The 17673-nt window shown below is 61.5% G+C and carries 14 protein-coding genes and 2 pseudogenes; 13 read left to right on the top strand and 3 right to left on the bottom strand.

Going from position 1 to position 17673, the window contains the following annotated elements; all coding sequences use genetic code 11:
• Nucleotides 1-3 precede the first annotated feature (3 nt).
• The 7 genes from AB4Y35_RS35925 (at nucleotide 4) to AB4Y35_RS35895 (ending at nucleotide 7550) form a co-directional block, all read left to right on the top strand.
• Nucleotides 4-1341 (top strand): aromatic ring-hydroxylating dioxygenase subunit alpha, encoded by a 1338-nt coding sequence (locus AB4Y35_RS35925; RefSeq protein WP_368708210.1) that lies wholly within the window; start codon nucleotides 4-6, stop codon nucleotides 1339-1341.
• Nucleotides 1338-1838, top strand: a complete 501-nt coding sequence (locus AB4Y35_RS35920; RefSeq protein WP_368708146.1) for an aromatic-ring-hydroxylating dioxygenase subunit beta — start codon at nucleotides 1338-1340, stop codon at nucleotides 1836-1838. Before AB4Y35_RS35925 ends, AB4Y35_RS35920 begins: the two co-directional genes overlap by 4 nt.
• 175 nt (nucleotides 1839-2013) lie before the next feature.
• Nucleotides 2014-2427, top strand: a complete 414-nt coding sequence (locus tag AB4Y35_RS35915) for a LysR substrate-binding domain-containing protein (RefSeq protein ID WP_368708145.1) — start codon at nucleotides 2014-2016, stop codon at nucleotides 2425-2427.
• A gap of 134 nt (nucleotides 2428-2561) precedes the next feature.
• Nucleotides 2562-3620: a LacI family DNA-binding transcriptional regulator gene (locus tag AB4Y35_RS35910; RefSeq protein ID WP_368708144.1), complete on the top strand. Its 1059-nt coding sequence runs from the start codon at nucleotides 2562-2564 to the stop codon at nucleotides 3618-3620.
• Between the two features lie 92 nt (nucleotides 3621-3712).
• Nucleotides 3713-5071: a sugar MFS transporter gene (locus AB4Y35_RS35905; RefSeq protein WP_368708143.1), complete on the top strand. Its 1359-nt coding sequence runs from the start codon at nucleotides 3713-3715 to the stop codon at nucleotides 5069-5071.
• Nucleotides 5068-6234, top strand: coding sequence for an ADP-ribosylglycohydrolase family protein (locus AB4Y35_RS35900; RefSeq protein ID WP_368708142.1), 1167 nt, complete (start codon nucleotides 5068-5070; stop codon nucleotides 6232-6234). The genes AB4Y35_RS35905 and AB4Y35_RS35900 overlap by 4 nt, the downstream gene beginning before the upstream one ends.
• Before the next feature lie 173 nt (nucleotides 6235-6407).
• A complete protein-coding gene (locus AB4Y35_RS35895; RefSeq protein ID WP_368708141.1) occupies nucleotides 6408-7550 on the top strand; it encodes a porin in 1143 nt (380 codons plus the stop codon).
• Nucleotides 7551-7635: 85 nt separating this feature from the next.
• On the opposite strand, the gene AB4Y35_RS35890 is transcribed toward AB4Y35_RS35895, so the two are convergent.
• From AB4Y35_RS35890 to AB4Y35_RS35880, 3 genes and pseudogenes are all read right to left on the bottom strand, one after another.
• Nucleotides 7636-8838 (bottom strand): mechanosensitive ion channel family protein, encoded by a 1203-nt coding sequence (locus AB4Y35_RS35890; protein ID WP_368708140.1) that lies wholly within the window; start codon nucleotides 8836-8838, stop codon nucleotides 7636-7638.
• 277 nt (nucleotides 8839-9115) lie between these two features.
• Nucleotides 9116-9358 (bottom strand): annotated as a pseudogene (locus tag AB4Y35_RS35885) (sugar ABC transporter substrate-binding protein); the annotation flags it as partial.
• A 422-nt stretch (nucleotides 9359-9780) separates the two neighbouring features.
• A complete protein-coding gene (locus AB4Y35_RS35880) occupies nucleotides 9781-11307 on the bottom strand; it encodes a PLP-dependent aminotransferase family protein (protein ID WP_368708139.1) in 1527 nt (508 codons plus the stop codon).
• A 195-nt stretch (nucleotides 11308-11502) separates the two neighbouring features.
• Between AB4Y35_RS35880 and AB4Y35_RS35875 the strand changes: the two genes are divergently transcribed.
• The 6 genes and pseudogenes from AB4Y35_RS35875 to yjfF all read left to right on the top strand — a co-directional run bounded on the left by AB4Y35_RS35875 (nucleotide 11503) and on the right by yjfF (nucleotide 17634).
• The gene (locus AB4Y35_RS35875; protein WP_368708138.1) at nucleotides 11503-12255 is read left to right on the top strand and encodes an SDR family oxidoreductase; all 753 of its coding nucleotides are present in this window, start codon (nucleotides 11503-11505) and stop codon (nucleotides 12253-12255) included.
• Nucleotides 12228-12605 (top strand): annotated as a pseudogene (locus AB4Y35_RS35870) (SDR family NAD(P)-dependent oxidoreductase); the annotation flags it as partial. The gene AB4Y35_RS35875 and the pseudogene AB4Y35_RS35870, both read left to right, overlap by 28 nt.
• A gap of 321 nt (nucleotides 12606-12926) precedes the next feature.
• Nucleotides 12927-13895, top strand: coding sequence for an ABC transporter substrate-binding protein (locus AB4Y35_RS35865; RefSeq protein WP_368708137.1), 969 nt, complete (start codon nucleotides 12927-12929; stop codon nucleotides 13893-13895).
• A gap of 111 nt (nucleotides 13896-14006) precedes the next feature.
• Nucleotides 14007-15521 (top strand): sugar ABC transporter ATP-binding protein, encoded by a 1515-nt coding sequence (locus AB4Y35_RS35860; protein ID WP_368708209.1) that lies wholly within the window; start codon nucleotides 14007-14009, stop codon nucleotides 15519-15521.
• Nucleotides 15518-16558: an ABC transporter permease gene (locus AB4Y35_RS35855; protein WP_368708136.1), complete on the top strand. Its 1041-nt coding sequence runs from the start codon at nucleotides 15518-15520 to the stop codon at nucleotides 16556-16558. Before AB4Y35_RS35860 ends, AB4Y35_RS35855 begins: the two co-directional genes overlap by 4 nt.
• The gene (yjfF, locus tag AB4Y35_RS35850) at nucleotides 16555-17634 is read left to right on the top strand and encodes a galactofuranose ABC transporter, permease protein YjfF (protein WP_368708135.1); all 1080 of its coding nucleotides are present in this window, start codon (nucleotides 16555-16557) and stop codon (nucleotides 17632-17634) included. Before AB4Y35_RS35855 ends, yjfF begins: the two co-directional genes overlap by 4 nt.
• The last annotated feature ends 39 nt before the right edge of the window (nucleotides 17635-17673 follow it).

Raw genomic sequence — 17673 nt, 5'->3', positions numbered from 1 at the left:
ATCGTGGGTAAATACCGGGACAATCCTGAAGCCCTGCGCCGGCTGGTGCAGGACGAGCAGGTCCATCGGGACGTCTATCTCGATGAGGAGGTCTTCGCGCTGGAAATGGAGCGGCTCTGGTCACGGGCGTGGGTGTACGTCGGTCACGACAGCCAGGTGCCGCAAGCCGGTGACTTCATCACGGCGGACATCGCCGGGCAGCCCGTCGTCATGGTGCGGCAGCCCGATGGCACGGTGAAGGTACTGCGCAACCGGTGCGCGCACAAGGGCGCCCGGGTGGTCTCGCAGGCCAGCGGAAATGTCGGGCGCTTCTTCCGTTGCCCGTATCACGCATGGACCTACAAGACGGATGGCGCGCTGCTGTCGATACCGCTGCGGCAGGGCTACGAGGGCTCCAGCCTGGATGCCTGCCCCGCGAGCCAAGGCATGGGGGCGTTGCGGCACGTAGCGAACTACCGAGGCTTCGTGTTTGTCCGCCTGGCTGACGACGGGCCGGAATTCAACGCCTACTTTGGCGCGGCGCTGTCGTCCATCGACAACATGGCCGATCGCGCGCCGGAGGGCGAACTGGAAGTCGCGGGCGGCGTACTGCGCTACACCCACGACTGCAACTGGAAGATGTTCATCGAGAACCTGAACGACACCATGCACCCCATGGTGGCGCACGAGTCGTCAGCCGGCACGGCAAGACAGCTGTGGGCCGGCAAGCCGCAAGACGAGCCCTTGCCGATGGCGATCGAACAGCTGGTGCCCTTTACGTCGGGCTATGCGTTCTCCGACGAGATGGGCGTGAGGGTGTTCGCCAACGGGCACAGTTACACGGGAGTCGGCACGGTGTCATTGCATGCCGACTATGTCCGCATGCCCGAATACGAGGAGCGCATGGCCGAGGTCTATGGTGCGACACGTGCCGCGGAGATACTCGCGACGGTGCGGCACAACACCGTCTTCTATCCGAGCCTGACCATCAAGGGCGCTATCCAGGCGATCCGCGTAGTGCGGCCGGTGGCGCCCGGCAAGACGATCGTCGAATCGTGGACCTTCCGACCCAAGGGTGCGCCGGAAGACCTGTTGCGCCGCACGCTGATGTACACGCGGCTGATCAACTCGCCGATGTCGGTGGTCGGCCACGACGACCTGCACGCCTACCGCGCGATGCAGGAAGGGTTGCGTGCAGGCGGCAACGAGTGGGTGAGCCTGCACCGCAACTTCGATGCTGCCGAAGTCGGGCAGGAGGACACCACCGCTAACGGCACGAGCGAAATCTCCATGCGCAACCAGTTCCGCGCATGGGCCCGATACATGACACCGGAAATTCAGTCAGGAGATACAACAAAATGAGCCAGCCCCAACTCGCGACGCCGCCCGCACGGGATGACCTGATCGCCTTCGTCTATGAAGAAGCACGGCTGATCGACGACAAACGCTTCGACGATTGGTTAGCGCTCTTCGCGGACGACGGCCACTACTGGATTCCGCTCGTGCCGGACCAACGGGATGGCATCGATCACGCGTCGCTGATGTACGAAGACCGCCTGCTGCTTCAACTGCGCATCGAGCGCATGCGCAGCCCGCGCGCTTTCTCCCTGCAGCCGGAAAGCCGTTGCCTGCATGTGCTGCAGTGTCCGGAAGTGCTGGCGCAGGACCACGACAGCGGTACGTACCTCACGCGCACCCGCTACATCTACGTGGAGACGCGCGGCGACGAACAGCAGGTTTATGCCTGCACCGCTGAGCACACCCTCGTGCTGCGAGACGGTATGCTGAAGGTACGCCAGAAACGGGTCAACCTGCTCAACTGCGACGCGGCTCTGCCCTCGGTCCAGCTTTTTATGTAAGGCCAGCGGCGCGGCACGCGGCAGGAATCAGAATGACTGGCCGGCGCGCTGCTGAATACCTAATCTGCTTCTGCCGCGGTAAGCGCTAGAGGCCGGTCAATTCAAATACGATACGGATTCCTCATTCAGATAGTCGAACCATGGCAGCAATCCATATTGTGTCGCTCGTTGCCAGTTGTCGCTGACCCAGTCGGCGATTAGCCATCAGATCCTCCAACTCGAGGAATGGACTGGGCAATCAAGCTTTTTGCGTGTGGGCCGGTCACAGGAATGGGCACCCTGGTTGCCCGAACTGCGGCGCTGCGGTCTGCAAACCCGGCGCGTAATGACGAGTGCCGATCCGCATCTGCTCGTGGCGGCTGCGGAGCGGGAGGCCGGGATTGCCATGGTCTCGCAGCTGTTCGCGAGCGAAGCGCTGGCGCAACAGCGCGTGTGCCGGCTGCCACAGGTGCCACGAATCGCAATGCCGCCTCTGTGGCTCATGAAATCGAAGCTGCCCGCGCGCTCAACGGCGGTCGAGCCTGCCTTCCGATGGATTGCATCGGCCTGCGGCGCCTGTGTCGATGATGGTGCCACGCCGATGCAGTGATTTTCCACTGCATCGAGCATCGCGGCGCGCGAGATCAACAGATCGACTCACGTTTTCCCTACTGCATGTTGATCATCGAAGTATCTGTGGTATCGTTCCCAAATCAAAGCTGATAAGCGAACAGGAGACCAGCCATGGAGTCCCTCAACGGACGCAGGCCGACCGTCATCGACGTAGCGAAGCGTGCAGGGGTCTCCAAAAGTACGGCGGCTCGGGTGCTGTCGGACGCGCCCAACATTTCCGATTCGGCGAGAGAGCAGGTGCTGCTGGCTGCGAAAGCGCTGGGCTACACGCGCAATGAGCTGGCGGTCAGCATGCGTTCGGGCCGCAGCGGCATGCTGGGCCTCGTCTTGCCGGACATCGCGAATCCATTTTGGGGCGAGGTTGCGCGGGGTGCGCAGGACCGGGCTGCGGATGCAGGTGTTTCCATCCTGATTTTTTCGTCCAACTGGAGCGCGGAAAAAGAAAAGATGCATTTGAGCACCATGATGCAGGCGCGTGTTGATGGCGCGATCATCAATCCAGTCGCAGACGAACTCGGCGATTTCGAGCGTTTTGGATTGCCTTGCATCATGATTGGATCGAGTGCTGAGCGGTTTCCCGACAGTGCTTCGGTCGGCTCGGACATTGCACAAGGCGTGGGTCTCGGCATGAATTATCTGCGCTCCAAAGGCCATCTTCGGCCCGCCCTCATCGTCGGACAGCGCACGCGCCTTGCCCGTGCGAGGTTCTTACGCGCGGTACACGAACACTGCATCAAGCATGACATCGATCCTGTCACGCTGCCCGTGGAAGATGCCGACTACACGACGGAAGGCGGCGCACTCGCTATGCGACGTCTGCTGGAGCGGCATGAGGGTGGACATCTATGTGTGTTCGCCGCGAACGACCTCATGGCGCTCGGGGCGATGAGCACCGTTCGAGAGGCGGGTTTGCATTGTCCACAAGATGTGTCGATTCTTGGCTTCGACGGCATTCAAGCGGGCGCATTCGCGTGGCCAGGACTCACAACAATAGAAAAACCCGCTCGTCAGATCGGCGCCGAGGCCGTCGCACAACTTCTTAAACGCGATGTCGAAGCAGCCCACGGTACGCGGATTTATCTGCCATGCACCTTAACTGAACGCGGATCGATTGCCGATCTGCGTCGCAAATCGATGCGCGACTCCGCGGCATCAGGGGAGAGGCGCTGAGCCGCGAGGCCATCGATATATTTTTTTCCGCAAAATGGGAACGTTCCCATAGCAATGACGAAGCCAAAAACTTATTGAAGGAGACAGGAACCATGTTGACCGCTCACCCAATCGTCCAGCCGCCCGATAGAACATATCTCCGGCCCATGCTGACCATCGGCATGCTGTACTTCGTGACTGGAGCCTTCAGTTGGCTAAACGGGCCTTTGACCGTCTTCGTCAAATTGGCCTTCAGACTGGATGATGTTCAGGCGCTCCTGATTACCGTCGTCTTCTATGTCCCATATTTCGTGTTCGCATTGCCGTATGCCGCTGCGCTGAAGCGGATCGGGATGAAAAGAGGGATGGCGGCGGGCCTGGGCGTCATGTCGATCGGTGCGCTGTCCTTCAGCTGGTTCGTTGGTGCGCACAGCTACCCCGGCGTACTTGCAAGCCTTTTGGTGATCGGAACGGGGCTGTCCCTGATGCAGACCGCCTACAACCCGTACGTCAGCATTCTGGGACCGATCGACAGCGCGGCGCGGCGTGTGGCTACGATGGGAATCTGCAACAAGACCGCCGGTATCCTTGCGCCCTACGTATTCGGCGCATTGGTTATGGGTAGCGTGGGTGAATTCGTCACGCGGGTCAAAGCGGCGCCGACAGCAGCACATGCCGACGCTCTGCTCAACGCATTTGCCGCCAGATTGCACGGTCCGTATCTCACGCTCGCGGCCATTCTCGCGGCGCTCGCCGTTTTCATCGCATTTTCGTCTCTCCCCGACATCAAGCCATCGGAAGTCAATGTCGCTGAGCGCGGTAGTCATTCCGTGCGCAGCATCTTTTCATTTCCTCATCTTTGGTTGGGAGTGCTTTGCATCTTCACGTACATAGGCGCAGAAGTGCTGGCAGGTGACGCGATCGGCCTATACGGGCAGAGCTTGAACTTGCCGCTCGACGCAACCAAACATTTCACGTCTTATACGATGTCCGCGATGCTCGTTGGCTACCTGGTCGGGCTCGTTCTCGTGCCGCGCTTCATCTCGCAGCAGCGCTATCTGGTCGTTTCCGCACTGATTGGCGTGCTGCTCAGCGCTTGCGCCTATGTCTCCGACGGCTATACGTCGATTGCGTTCATCGCTGCACTGGGCTTCGCGCACGCGATGATGTGGCCGGCGATCTTTCCGCTCGCGATCAAAGGCCTGGGCCGGTTTACCGAAACCGGATCGGCATTGTTGATTATGGGAATCGTGGGTGGCGCCGTGATGCCCCAACTCTTTGCACACCTGAAGCGAGTGTATGACTTTCAGTTGGTGTACATGGTGCTAACCGTGTCGTGCTACCTGTACATCATGTACTACGGCTTTCACGGCCACATGGTGGGAAAACGTGAGTCGAACGTAACGAGCACGTCCAAAACTCAACGGGCCCGACGGGGCAGCGACGAAAACAAGGATAAGGAGAACGTATGAGCATTACCCACCAGTCACTGCAGGACCGCATCCGTGGACTTGTTTACGGGGTCGCGTACGGCGATGCGCTCGGAGCCACGGTCGAGAAGCTTTCGGCGTCGCAAATCCGTGAGCGCTTCGGGCGCGTCACTTCGATCAATACCGAATGGCATCGTGCGAAAGATGACGAAGCGGGCCGCAAGGGGCGCATACGCGGCGGCGGCATTGTCACCGACGACACCTTCATGGTGCTTTCGCTGATGAGTGTGTACAACGAGGTCGGTCGGCACCTCGACGCGTGGGATATGGCCGATGCAATGGTGCGCCAGATCGCCTGGGTTCCGCGCTGGATACCCGAACTGCAGCGCGAGACGGTGCTGATCGAGCGCCTGTTTTATCCGGAGAAATGGATCTATCTGCGGCATCAGCTTGCTTCCTGCGATCCGCGTCAAGGAGGCATCGGGAACATGGTCAACTGCGGTGCGGCCATGTACATCGCGCCGATCGGCGCGATCAACGCCGGCGATCCCAGGGGCGCCTATGACGAAGCGATCGCATTCGCCAGCGGGCATCAGGAGAGCTACGGTCTTGAAGCAGCCGGTGTGCTCGCCAGTGCGGTAGCCGCGGCGTTCGTGCCTGGCGTCGCGATCGAAGCAGTTGTCGAGGCTGCGCTCGACGTCGCCAGGGACGGCACACGTGCAGCGATTGACGCGATCGCCGATGCCGCTGTGAGGCTGCGTGGCAAAGACTACGAGACGGTGGTTACGGAATTTCACCGGATCATCGGTCGCTACTCGCCGATTGGTGACGATGTCGAGCATACCGCGAGAAAAGCGGGTATTGCCTCCGACGCCTATCGGCCCTCGCGGCGTCTTTCGATCGAAGAATTGCCGCTGGCGCTCGGCTTCATCCAGACGAACTGCGGGGACTTCCATCAGGCGATCGAGGACGGCATCAATTCAGGGCGCGACACCGATTCGATTGGTGTGATGATCGGAGCGGTGCTGGGGGCGATGCATGGCAGCACCGTGATCGACGAAGGCGTTTGCCGACAACTTGACGAGGTGAACCGGCTGGAACTGCTATCCGCTGCCGATTGCTTCGGTGAAACGGTAAAGGCCATCCATGAGGCGGACCGCGCGTTCGCTGAAAAGAAGTTCAAGGTGCGCGCGGACTTGTCCTGAAACGAATAGGGAATCCTCACGCTCCAGGCAAAGAATAGTCAAAGCTGTTGACGAGGTGGCGGTGTTCAGATCAAGCCCGCCTTTTCCATTAGTTAGTAGTGCGACTGACAAAATTAAATCTGGTGAAGCGACGCAAGCCGATTCGCTTACCAGTCTTATCGGGAGACGACGTCATGAAAGACAATATCCGGGTAGCCGCAATCGCAACCGCAATCCTTGCAATGACCAGCATTGCGCGAGCACAGTCCAGCGTCACGCTCTACGGGATCGTCGACGACGGCCCGAGCTACACGAGCAATGCGGGTGGCCATGCCGGCTGGCAAATGGTCAGCGGAAGCGCGCAGGGAAGTCGTTGGGGTCTAAAGGGAATCGAAGACCTGGGAGGTGGCCTGACGACGATATTCCGGCTCGAAAACGGCTTCAACATCAATAACGGCACGCTCTCGCAGGGCGGACGTGAGTTCGGCCGGCAAGCGTATTTCGGATTGGCTTCGAGCACGCTCGGGACGCTGACCCTGGGTCGGCAACTCGACATGATCAATGACTATGTGGCGCCAATGACCGCAAACTCGTCGTGGGGCGGTTACGCCTTCTCGCATCCGTTTGATAACGACAATACGGACGGCTCGTTTCGCATCAACAACGCGATCAAGTACACCAGTGCGAACTATCTGGGTCTAAGTTTCGGGGCGACATACGCGTTCAGCAACGCAACGGGTTTCGCGCAGGACCGCGAATACAGCATGGGGGTTCAGTACACGCACGGTCCGCTGGTTATCGCCGGGGCGTTCTCGAACGTCAACGGCCTCGGCACCAGCACGAACGGTGCCGTCACGCCCGACACCGCGCCGTTCGTCGCAGATTCCCAGAAGATTGCTGGCGCGGGAATCAAGTACGCCTTCGGCCCTGCGGCAGTCGCCTTCGTTTATACGTATACGGACATCGGCCAACCCGTAAGGAACAACCTCGTCCGCGCAACACTGAACGGCACCAGCTTGAGGTTCAGCAACTACGAAATCAACGGGACATACCAGCTTGCTCCGCAGTTCTCCGTTATGGCGATGTACACCTTTACACATGGCGACTACGCGGCGAGCAGCGGTACCGTCCGCCCGAACTGGAACGAAATTGGCTTGATGGGCGACTACCTGCTATCCAAGCGCACGGACGTGTATGTCCAGGGCGTGTGGCAGCACGTGAGCGGCGTGGCCGATGACATGGGCGGAATGAGCGGGGCGTTGATACTCGGCAGTGCGGGGCAGTCGAGTACGGCTAGCCAGATGCTCGTGCATGTGGGTTTGCGGCACAAATTCTGAGTGTGCGAACCGGTGGGTTGCTGTCAATCAGCCAGGTGACGGTGTGGCGAATTGGGTGTGGCCAGACCGATCAACGCTCCCGGCACTACAACGCTCTTCGGTCCTGCCAGCAACGCAGTCCGAATAGCGGCACGAGTGCGTAAGCATGATCGAGCATATCCGACTGCAGGCTTTCATACGGCTCCCAGCGCGTCTCGCCAACGTAGAGAATGATCTCCAGTGCAATCACGGGCTGGCTCGACTGGACCTGGCGGATGACAAGCGGCATGTCGCGGCGCACTGCCGGGTGGTCACGATAATACGCACTCAGACAGAGACGGTACAGGCCGAGATTCGTGCGGCGTTGTGCTTCCCCCGGTACATACGACGCAAGCGGCCGGTCGATATCGTTGCTCAACCGGGCAAGCAGGGACTCGTCGGGAAGGCGAACCGTATCGGCATCGAAATGGATTGCATGCCTGACGCGCCTGCCGCCCGATTCAGTCATGCCACGCCAGTTCCTCATGCTATTGGTTAGCAATACGTAGCTTGGCAGCATGATGATCGAATTGTCGAAGTTCCGCACCTTGATCGTATTCAGCGCGATGTCGATCACGGTGCCGTCGGCGACGAAGCCGGGCACTTCGATCCAGTCGCCCACCCGCACCATGTCGTAGACGGTGAGCTGGATGCTCGCCACGAAGCCGAGCAGCGAATCGCGGAAGATGATGATCAGGAGCGCCGTCATGGCGCTCAGGCCGGTGAGGAAGTAGGCCGGCGAGCGTTCCAGCAAAACCGAGATTCCCGCGATCAGCGCGATCACGTAGAGTGCGATCGTCGCGATCTGCAAAAAGCTTTTGATCGGCCGCTCGCTCGCAGTCGGGAAGTGACTGTAGCGCTCAGCGACGCTGTTGAGGAATGCCAGCGCGGCGCGCAGGAGCGTGTACACCATATAGCAGGCCGCGAGCAACGCCAGGGGATGCCCGAGCGCCGCGATCAGCGGGAACGTGAGGCCGGAAAGCAGGGGAGCGGCCGCATAGAGGATCATGGCGGGCACGAGTGGCGCGAGCCGATGGAACACCTTGTGGGACTCGGCGGCGCGCAGCCACTTGCGGTGCGGCTGGCGCGCAAGGCGGCCGACGATCATCAGCATGACTGTGCGCGTCACGTAGTAGCAAATCGCACTCGCCAGCAAGATCGCAAGCAGCAAGGCGGCAACGAGCAGAATCGCGACAGGCATGCTGTCGGTATAGATGTGGAAGTGATGCCAGTCGGGCCCGCCCTCGATACGCAGTTGCCTGTCGAACATGGGTTCCCTCCAGTGCCGGCAGCCGTTCTCGCCGGGCATGTTCCATCTGGCCAATGGTGCGGGACGCTGCAGTGGCTCGAGCGCGCCGCCTGCGGCGGCGGCATGCGAAGCGATGCGGGCAGGGCGGACTGGGCGGCGTCAGCGGTAGATTATTGCATGGCCGCCGGCATCGGGGATGGCTATCCGGTCATCGCGGGCGCATGCTCGGGGCGAGCTGGAAACACGATTGCCGGTGTTGATGCGACAGGGTACCTGCGCGTTGGCACTGGAGCCGTTCAGACCCGGTCGATGCGTCGAGCCGCGACTTTGCGCGGCGGTCGTTCTCTCCGAAGTAGCTGATCTCGATCTTCGTTCCGGTCTTTTTCTCGTAGTCCGGCAAGGACTTTTCCATCACGGTGAGGCCGAGACTTTTCTGCGCGAGCACCTTGATGACCGGAACATTGCACGACTGCGCGACTGACACGACAGGCAGGGTCGCGCCCAGCAACGCACACAGTGCGGAATAGTGGAACCTTTTCACTGCCGTCTCCTGAAAGGTTTTAGTTCGAGTGGTTGTTATCGGCCGGTGGAGTTTGCGTGCCGGTAGATAGCGAGCGTAAGTTAGCACCGGCCTGGCGAGCCAGCCACGCCAAAACGGGGCAGCGGTTCTGTACTTTTTGCTCAGTTTTTGTGTGCAGCGCAAAATTTTGTGTCGAACCCGGTTGGTTTGGGAAACCATGGCTGTATGCGTTCTGGGAGATCGCGACACCAGTTCGATGGGGTCAGGGATGGTCGCGCGCGCAACTTTCCGCTTTGTCACGCGGCAGATCATTCCGGCCTCGATGATAAGTATCCCTATATTATTTTCTTGTTCGCGGGGATCGAATCTGTCGATGTCCGGGTTCTCCAGGGGAAGTGCAAAAACGAGGCCGATCCTCCGATGCAGGGAGACCGGCGTCGGCGTCACTCCTCGAGACACCCACGCAGCGTTCGCGCGAGCCGGGCGGCCTCACCTGCGTCGGCAATGTTCGCGAACCCCATCACAAGGCCGCGCGGCGTGTGCTGCGTGCGGCCATTCGCGTACCAGATCGAAAGCGGCAGCACGGCGAGCCCCGCTTCGCGGGCTCGCGCGGCAACGGCGACGTCGTCGACCGGACCCTCGCGGCCTTCGCCGAACCGCACCGCGAACTGGATCCCCCCGGGCGGCAATTCGACAGCCAGCCGTTCGCCGAAGGCCTGCTCCAGTGCGCGTACGATCAGCACGCGCCGCTGCGCGTACAGGGTTCGCATGCGCTTCAGATGCCGCGCAAAATGCCCCCGCTCGATGAAATCCGCCAACGCCGCTTGCAATAACGTCGGCGATCCGGCGTTCATGCTGTACGCGACCCGAGCGACGCGCTCGACGGCCCGCTCCGGCACCACTGCATACGCCAGCCGCAAACCGGGAAACATCACCTTGCTGAACGTGCCGCAATAGATCACATGATCGTGCCGGTCGAGGCTCTTCAGCGCCGGCAAAGGACGGCCGAGATAACGGAACTCGCTGTCGTAATCGTCTTCGATGATCCAGCTCGATGCCTGCTCTGCCCAGTCCAGCAGCGCCATGCGTCTCGCGAGCGACAGCGTGCGCCCGAGCGGACTCTGATGCGATGGCGTGACCAGCGCGAAACGCGCCTCGGCATCCAGCCGTTTGCCGCGCTCGACATCGATGCCTTCATCATCCGCCGGCACCGCTACGAGCTGGACGCCGGTCTCGGCCAGAAAACCGCGCGCGAGCAGATAGCCCGGATCTTCGAACCATACGCGATCGTTCGGGCGGGCGAGGCTGCGCAACACGAGTTCGAGCGTCGCGCGATAGCCGCCGGTCACGAACACCTGCTCCGGCAGGCAGGTCACCCCGCGCGACAAGCCAAGATAGGTGGCGATGTGTTCGCGCAGGGGCCGGTAGCCCGCCGGATCGGGGTAGGCGAACATCGCGCGCTCGCCGCTGCGCGCGCGATGCGACACGAGACGATTCCAAACCTTGACGGGAAACGCGTCGAGTGCCGGCAACCCGGGCTGCAACGGTCGCGGCTCGCCGCTCATGGCGGCGGCGATGGCAAGCGGGCGCGGCGCCACATGTGCGCCGCGCGAGTCGACCGGTGCTTCCGCCGTGGCCTTTCCCTGCGTGTTTGGCCTGCCGTTCGAATCCCTCGCTATCTGTGCACGCGCTGGGCGCGTGACCGACGCCGGCAGCGACGGCGAGACGAAGGTGCCTGCCGCCCCGCGCATCTGCAGGTAGCCCTCGTCGACCAGGATCGTGTAGGCCAGCTCAACCGTGCCGCGCGCCGTGTTCAGCTGGGTGGCGAGGCTGCGCAGGGCGGGCACGCGATCGCCGGGACGCAGGTGCCCGGCAGCGATCGCCGTTCTGAAGCGCTCGCAAATCTGCAGGTAGATCGGCGCGTGCTGCTGGCGATCGATATCGATGGTGAAGGTGGCGGGCGACGGCATGCTGTCTTGCTGACAAGGGCTGCGGAAACGACTTGGCCTGGTCGAAACGGCAATTCTTGGCACTTTTCGATAGTTCATGATCTTCCCACAATAGCTTCACGCGATGCGACGGCGGCCCAATCGTTCGGTCGACGCCGATGCGACACCCGCCAGGCGCTTTCGCGCGTTCACTGCCTCTCATCTGGAGAATCTGTCATGAAGATCGTCGTAATCGGTGGTTCCGGCCTGATCGGGTCGCGTCTCGTGAAACTGCTTGGCGATGCGGGACATGAGGCGCTCGCCGCGTCGCCGCGTCACGGCGTGAACGCCGTGACGGGGGAGGGCTTGAGCAATGCGCTAGCGGGCGCGGACGTCGTCGTGGATGTGGCGAACGCGCCATCGTGGGAGCCCCAGGCAGTGCTCGACTTCTTCCGCAACTCGGCGCGCAATCTCGGCAAAGCGGAAGTGGCCGCTGGGGTACGCCATCACGTCGCACTGTCCATTGTCGGCTGCGAGCGCACGCCGGAGAATGCGTATTTCGTCGCCAAGGTTGCGCAGGAAGAAGCGATTGAGGCGGCCGGAGTGCCATACACGATTGTGCGCGCGACCCAGTTCATGGAATTCATCGGCGCAATCGCCGACTACGGCACCGAAGGCGGGACGGTGCGCGTTGGCGACGGACTGTTTCAGCCGATCGCCGCCGATGACGTCGCGGCAAGCCTCGCGCAGGTCGCGCTCGCCGCGCCGCTGAACGGCACGGTCGACATCGCCGGCCCCGACCGCGTGCCGTTCGCGGAGATCGTCTCACGTTATCTGAAATCGGTGGGCGATGCCCGCCCGGTGGTGACGGATCGCGATGCGCTCTACTACGGCGGCCGCGTCGAGGAACAATCGCTTGTCCCGCTTGGCGACGCACGGATCGGCCGCATCAGTCTCGACCAGTGGCTGGCGCAGGCAAAGAAGGCTTGAGCGCGCCTCGCCTGTTTGAAGCCGTCAAGGCATTTCGCAGTCTTGACTATCGCATCGTCGCGACCGCACGCTCGACCAAGCCATCGGACGATGCGGACGTTCTTGCGGTTGCCGGTGACATTGGCGATCCGGCAACCGCCCGCCGCGTTGTTTCCGAGGGCGTCGCGCGATTTGGCCGGATCGACACGCTGGTCAACAACGCCGGCATCTACATCGGCAAGCCTTTCACCAAACACACTGCGGAAGACTACGCCGCAGTGATGAACGTGAATATGGCGGGCTTCTATCACATCACGCAGCTCGCCATTGCCGAGATGGAAAGGCATTCGAGCGGCCACGTGGTCAGCGTGGACCACTACCCGGCGTGGAAAGGATAGGTATTTACACCAATGCCAAAACGTGTATCGGGGAAGGCGAATTTTTCATTAGAAGGTTATCGGGCTTCTCCATAGACTGTGCCGAACCCAGTGATCGAGCGCTGTCCCGAGGTCAGGGGCCGGGTCGACGGCGTTCTTGCCTTACCCAATTGCCAGGAAATTCAAATCTAACGACACAAAGGGGGAGCGGAATACTTGCGTTTTGCCTAATGCATCCATTCGATCGGTGATTCGAACAGCATCAGGCTGTGGCGAAAAATAGCAATTAGAAACTCGTACATCGGAGACAGAATAATGAAGCTGGTCAGAAAGATCGCACTGCGTACGATGGTGGGAGCGGCGTTCGCGCTTGCTGCCGGGACAAGCGCATTCGCGCAGGGCAAGCCGGTTACGCTTGGGTTCTCCCAGGTGGGCGCCGAGAGTGCATGGCGCACGGCGAACACCGTGTCGGTGAAAGCGGCAGCCAAGGATGCCGGCATCAACCTGAAGTTCTCGGACGCTCAGCAGAAGCAGGAAAACCAGATCAGGGCGATCCGCTCGTTCATCGCGCAGAAGGTTGACGTTATCGCGTTTTCGCCTGTCGTCGAGTCGGGCTGGGAGCCGGTGCTCGAAGAGGCGAAGCGGGCAAAGATCCCGGTCGTCCTCACCGATCGCGCGATCGACGTAAAGGATCCCTCGCTGTACGTGACGATGATCGGCTCCGACTTCATGGAAGAAGGGCGGCGCGCCGGTCACTGGCTCGAGGAGCGTTACAAGAACGAGCCGGGTCCCATCAACATCGCAGAACTGCAGGGGACGGTCGGTTCCGCGCCGGCCAACGACCGTCATGCGGGCCTGATGGAAGTGATCAAGAGCGATCCGAAGTTCAAGGTCATTGCCTCGCAAAGCGGTGACTTCACGCTCGCGGGCGGCAAGCAGGTGATGGAAGCGTTTGCGAAGACGTACGGCAAGAAGATCAACGTGGTCTATGCCCATAACGACGATATGGCGCTCGGCGCGATCCAGGCCATGGAAGAGGCAGGCATCAAACCGGGCAAGGATGTCACGGTGGTTTCCTTCGATGCGACGAAGGGCGGCTTCCAGGCCATGGTGGACGGGAAGATCAACGTGGACGTCGAATGCAGCCCGCTGCTCGGTCCTCAGCTGATGGCCGCGGTGAAGGACGTCGTGGCCGGCAAGCAGGTTCCGCGGCGCATCGTGACCGACGAAGGCATCTTCCCGATGAATGTCGCAGCGCAAGTCATGCCGAGCCGCAAGTACTGATCCGCACGTCATATCCCGCCGCTGACGGGCGCGTTCGGGAGGGTCGCTCCCGAGCGCGCCGGCTCGTCCCCGACACCCTTGGCGAGGCCGTCCGCGGATCTCGCGAACACCATGAACCCTTTACCCATCCTCGAAATGACCGGCATCGACAAGACGTTCCCGGGCGTCAAGGCGTTGCAGCAAGTCGATTTTCGGCTGTATCCCGGTGAGATTCACACGTTGATGGGCCAGAACGGCGCGGGCAAATCGACGCTCATCAACGTGCTCACCGGCGTATTCGCACACGATAGCGGCGAAATCTGCCTCGCCGGGAAGCCGGTGCGCTTCACGGCGCCGCTCGACGCCGAAGCCGCCGGGATCCAGACGCTGTATCAGGAAGTGAACCTCTGCCCGAACCTTTCCGTGGCGGAGAACATCTTCGCCGGCCGGCACCCGAAGAAGCGCGGAGCGATCGACTGGAAGGCGATCAACCTGCAGGCGCGGGACGCGCTGGCCGCGCTGGATCTCTTCATCGATGTCACGCACTCGCTGGACGCCTACCCGATTGCGGTCCAGCAAATGGTGGCCATCGCGCGCGCCGTCTCCGTCGACGCGAGCGTGCTCATTCTCGACGAACCGACTTCAAGTCTCGATGACGGCGAAGTCGCGCGGCTTTTCGCCGTGCTGCGCCGCTTGAAGGAATCGGGAATGGCGATTCTGTTCGTGACGCACTTTCTCGAGCAGACCTATGCCGTATCGGATCGCATCACCGTCATGCGCAATGGCGCACGAGAAGGCGAGTACCTGGCAAAGGACTTGCCCGTCGACGTGCTGGTCGCGAAGATGACTGGCCGGGAAGGCATGAACGAGGCGATGAAGGCAGGCACATCGGACGGTCCGCACCCGGATGCAGCGTCCACGCCTTTTCTTTCCATGCAGGGTGTGGGTCGGCGCGGGTTGATGAGTCCCGTCGATCTCGACGTGTGCCCTGGTCAGATCGTCGGCCTGGCCGGACTGCTCGGTTCTGGCCGCACCGAAACAGCGCGGCTGGTGTTCGGCGCCGAACGCCCGGACACCGGGACGATGCTGATCGACGGACATCGCGCCAAGCTCACTTCGCCGCGAGACGCGGTGCGACATGGCATTGCCTATTGCCCGGAGGATCGAAAAAAAGAAGGCATCGTCGCGGCGTTGTCGATCCGGGAAAACATCGTTCTGGCGTTGCAGGCACGACGTGGATGGTGGCGCATGCTGAGTTACACCCGCCAAAGAAAAATGGCCGATCAATACATCGCGCAACTCGGGATCAAGGCACGCGACGCAGAGCAGCCCATCGGTTTGCTTTCGGGGGGAAACCAGCAAAAGGTGCTGCTCGCCCGCTGGCTCGCGACCGAGCCAAAACTGCTGATTATGGATGAGCCAACCCGCGGCATCGACGTTGCCGCAAAGTTCGAGATCATGGACCGCGTGCGTTCGCTTTGCGCGAAGGGCCTCGCAATTCTCTTTATCTCTTCTGAAATGAGCGAAGTGGTTCGCGTCAGTCACAGGATTGCGGTCCTGCGCGACCGTCGCAAGGTCGCCGAGATTGCGGGCGATCGCCTCTCGGAGGATCAGGTGTATCAACTCATCGCAGGAGGCGAGTCATGAAGCCGGTTCACGCGCTGATGCGGCACCAACTGGTGTGGCCTGCCATCACGCTCATCTTGCTGATCCTCCTGGACGTTGCGCATCGCGCAAGCTTCCTCTCGGTGACAGTCCTGGACGGTCACCTTTTCGGCGCGCCGATTGATATCCTGAATCGTGCTGCGCCGCTTGTGCTGGTCTCCCTCGGAATGACGCTCGTTATCGCGACGCGCGGCATCGACATCTCGGTCGGAGCAACGGTGGCCATTGCCGGCGCGGCCGCCGCGATCATCCTCGAGGCGGATCCGTCGCACGTAGGCATGGCGCTTGTGGCGGCGATTGCCGTCGGACTGTTGGCCGGGATGTGGAACGGTCTGCTTGTCGCGCTCGTCGGTATGCAACCGATCATCGCCACACTCATTTTGATGGTCGCAGGGCGGGGCGTTGCACAGCTGCTGACAGGTGGCCAGATTATTCCCATCGGTGCACCGGGCTACCTCAGGCTGGGTGATGGATATCTGGCGATGGTTCCCTGCTCGGTCTGGATCGCGGTCGTCGTGACACTCGCGCTCGCGCTTCTGGTGAACCGCACTGCTCTGGGACTCTTCGTTCGCTCCATTGGCGTCAACCCTGTCGCAACGCGGCTGGTGGGGCTGCGTTCCGGTGCGATCGTCTTCGGCGTGTACGTCATCTGCGGGCTGATGGCGGCGCTCGCCGGGATCATCGCAAGCTCGAACGTACGGAGTGCTGATGGAAACAATGCGGGACTGTTGCTCGAACTCGACGCGATTCTGGCCGTGACGCTCGGCGGCACGTCGTTGCTCGGCGGCCGCTTCAGTCTTGGCGGCACGGTGCTCGGCGCATTGATCATCCAGACGTTGACCTACACGACCTATTCGATCGGTGTGCCGCCGGAAGCAACGCTCGTTGTCAAGGCGATTGTCGTGGTCGTGGTGAGTGTCATCCAGTCGGAAGTTGCGCGCGCGCTGGTCGTCAAGCAGGTGAAACATCTTCTTTCCCCGGCGCGCGAACGCGCATCCACCGGAACGAGTCCATCATGAGAAAGCTGACTGGCCGGCTGGCTGATCCGAGAACCTTGCCCATCGTCGCAACGATCGTGCTGTTCGCTGCGCTGTTCGGTTTTGGTTCCGTCATGTACACGGGTTTCTTTTCGATGCAGGTATTGACGGGCCTGTTCGTTGACAACGCGTTTCTGCTTGTCGTGGCGATTGGCATGACGTTCGTGATCCTGTCGGGAGGCATCGACCTGTCGGTCGGCGCTGTGGTTGCCCTGACCACGATACTGTGCGCTGTGGGCGCGCAGTGGCTGCACTGGCCCATCTGGGTCGTCGTGCCGATCGTGCTGGTTTTCGGCGCGCTTTACGGTGCGGCGATGGGAGCGTTGATTCACTTCTTCCGCCTGCAGCCATTCATCATCACGCTCGCGGGCATGTTCCTGGCCCGCGGCGCATGCTTCCTGATCACGACGGAATCCATCACGATCGACGAGCCGACGTTCCATGCTGTCGCGTCTCTGAATATTCCGGTCGGCGGCGGCTCCCTCAATGCCGGAGCGCTGGTTGGCATTGCGACGCTCGTGGTCGCCATTTTCATCGCGCACTTTACGCGCTTCGGGCGCAACGTCTATGCGATTGGCGGCAATGAGCGCTCTGCGCTCCTTATGGGCTTGCCAGTCGCAAGAACGAAGATCGCCGTGTATGCGCTGAGCGGCTTCTGCTCGGCGCTGGGCGGGGTGATCTTTACGCTGTATGTGCTTTCCGGGTACGGACTGCAGGCACAGGGGATGGAACTCGATGCGATCGCCGCAACGGTGATCGGCGGAACGTTGTTGACCGGCGGGGTCGGCTATGTAATTGGCTCGCTGTTCGGCGTCGGCATCCTCGGCACCATCCAGACGCTGATCACCTTCGACGGCACGTTGAGTTCGTGGTGGACGCGCATCGTCATCGGCGCATTGCTCTGTGTGTTCTGTTTGCTGCAGCGGATCATCGAGCGGCACGCGGGCCGACGCCGCACGGGCGGCGCGGATCTCGCGCCGACCTCGGCCGGGCCGTCACACGGTGGGCAGCGGGGGCGGGACAAGCGTGGCAGCGGTGATCTCGTCACGACGACCTGATCGTTGCAGGTTGGTATTCGGTCTGAACGAGAGGGGAAA

This window comes from Paraburkholderia sp. EG286A (assembly GCF_040965375.1).
Classification (GTDB): Bacteria; Pseudomonadota; Gammaproteobacteria; order Burkholderiales; family Burkholderiaceae; genus Paraburkholderia.
Note: the sequence above shows the minus strand (reverse complement) of the source record. Positions and strands in the feature narration are given on the sequence as shown.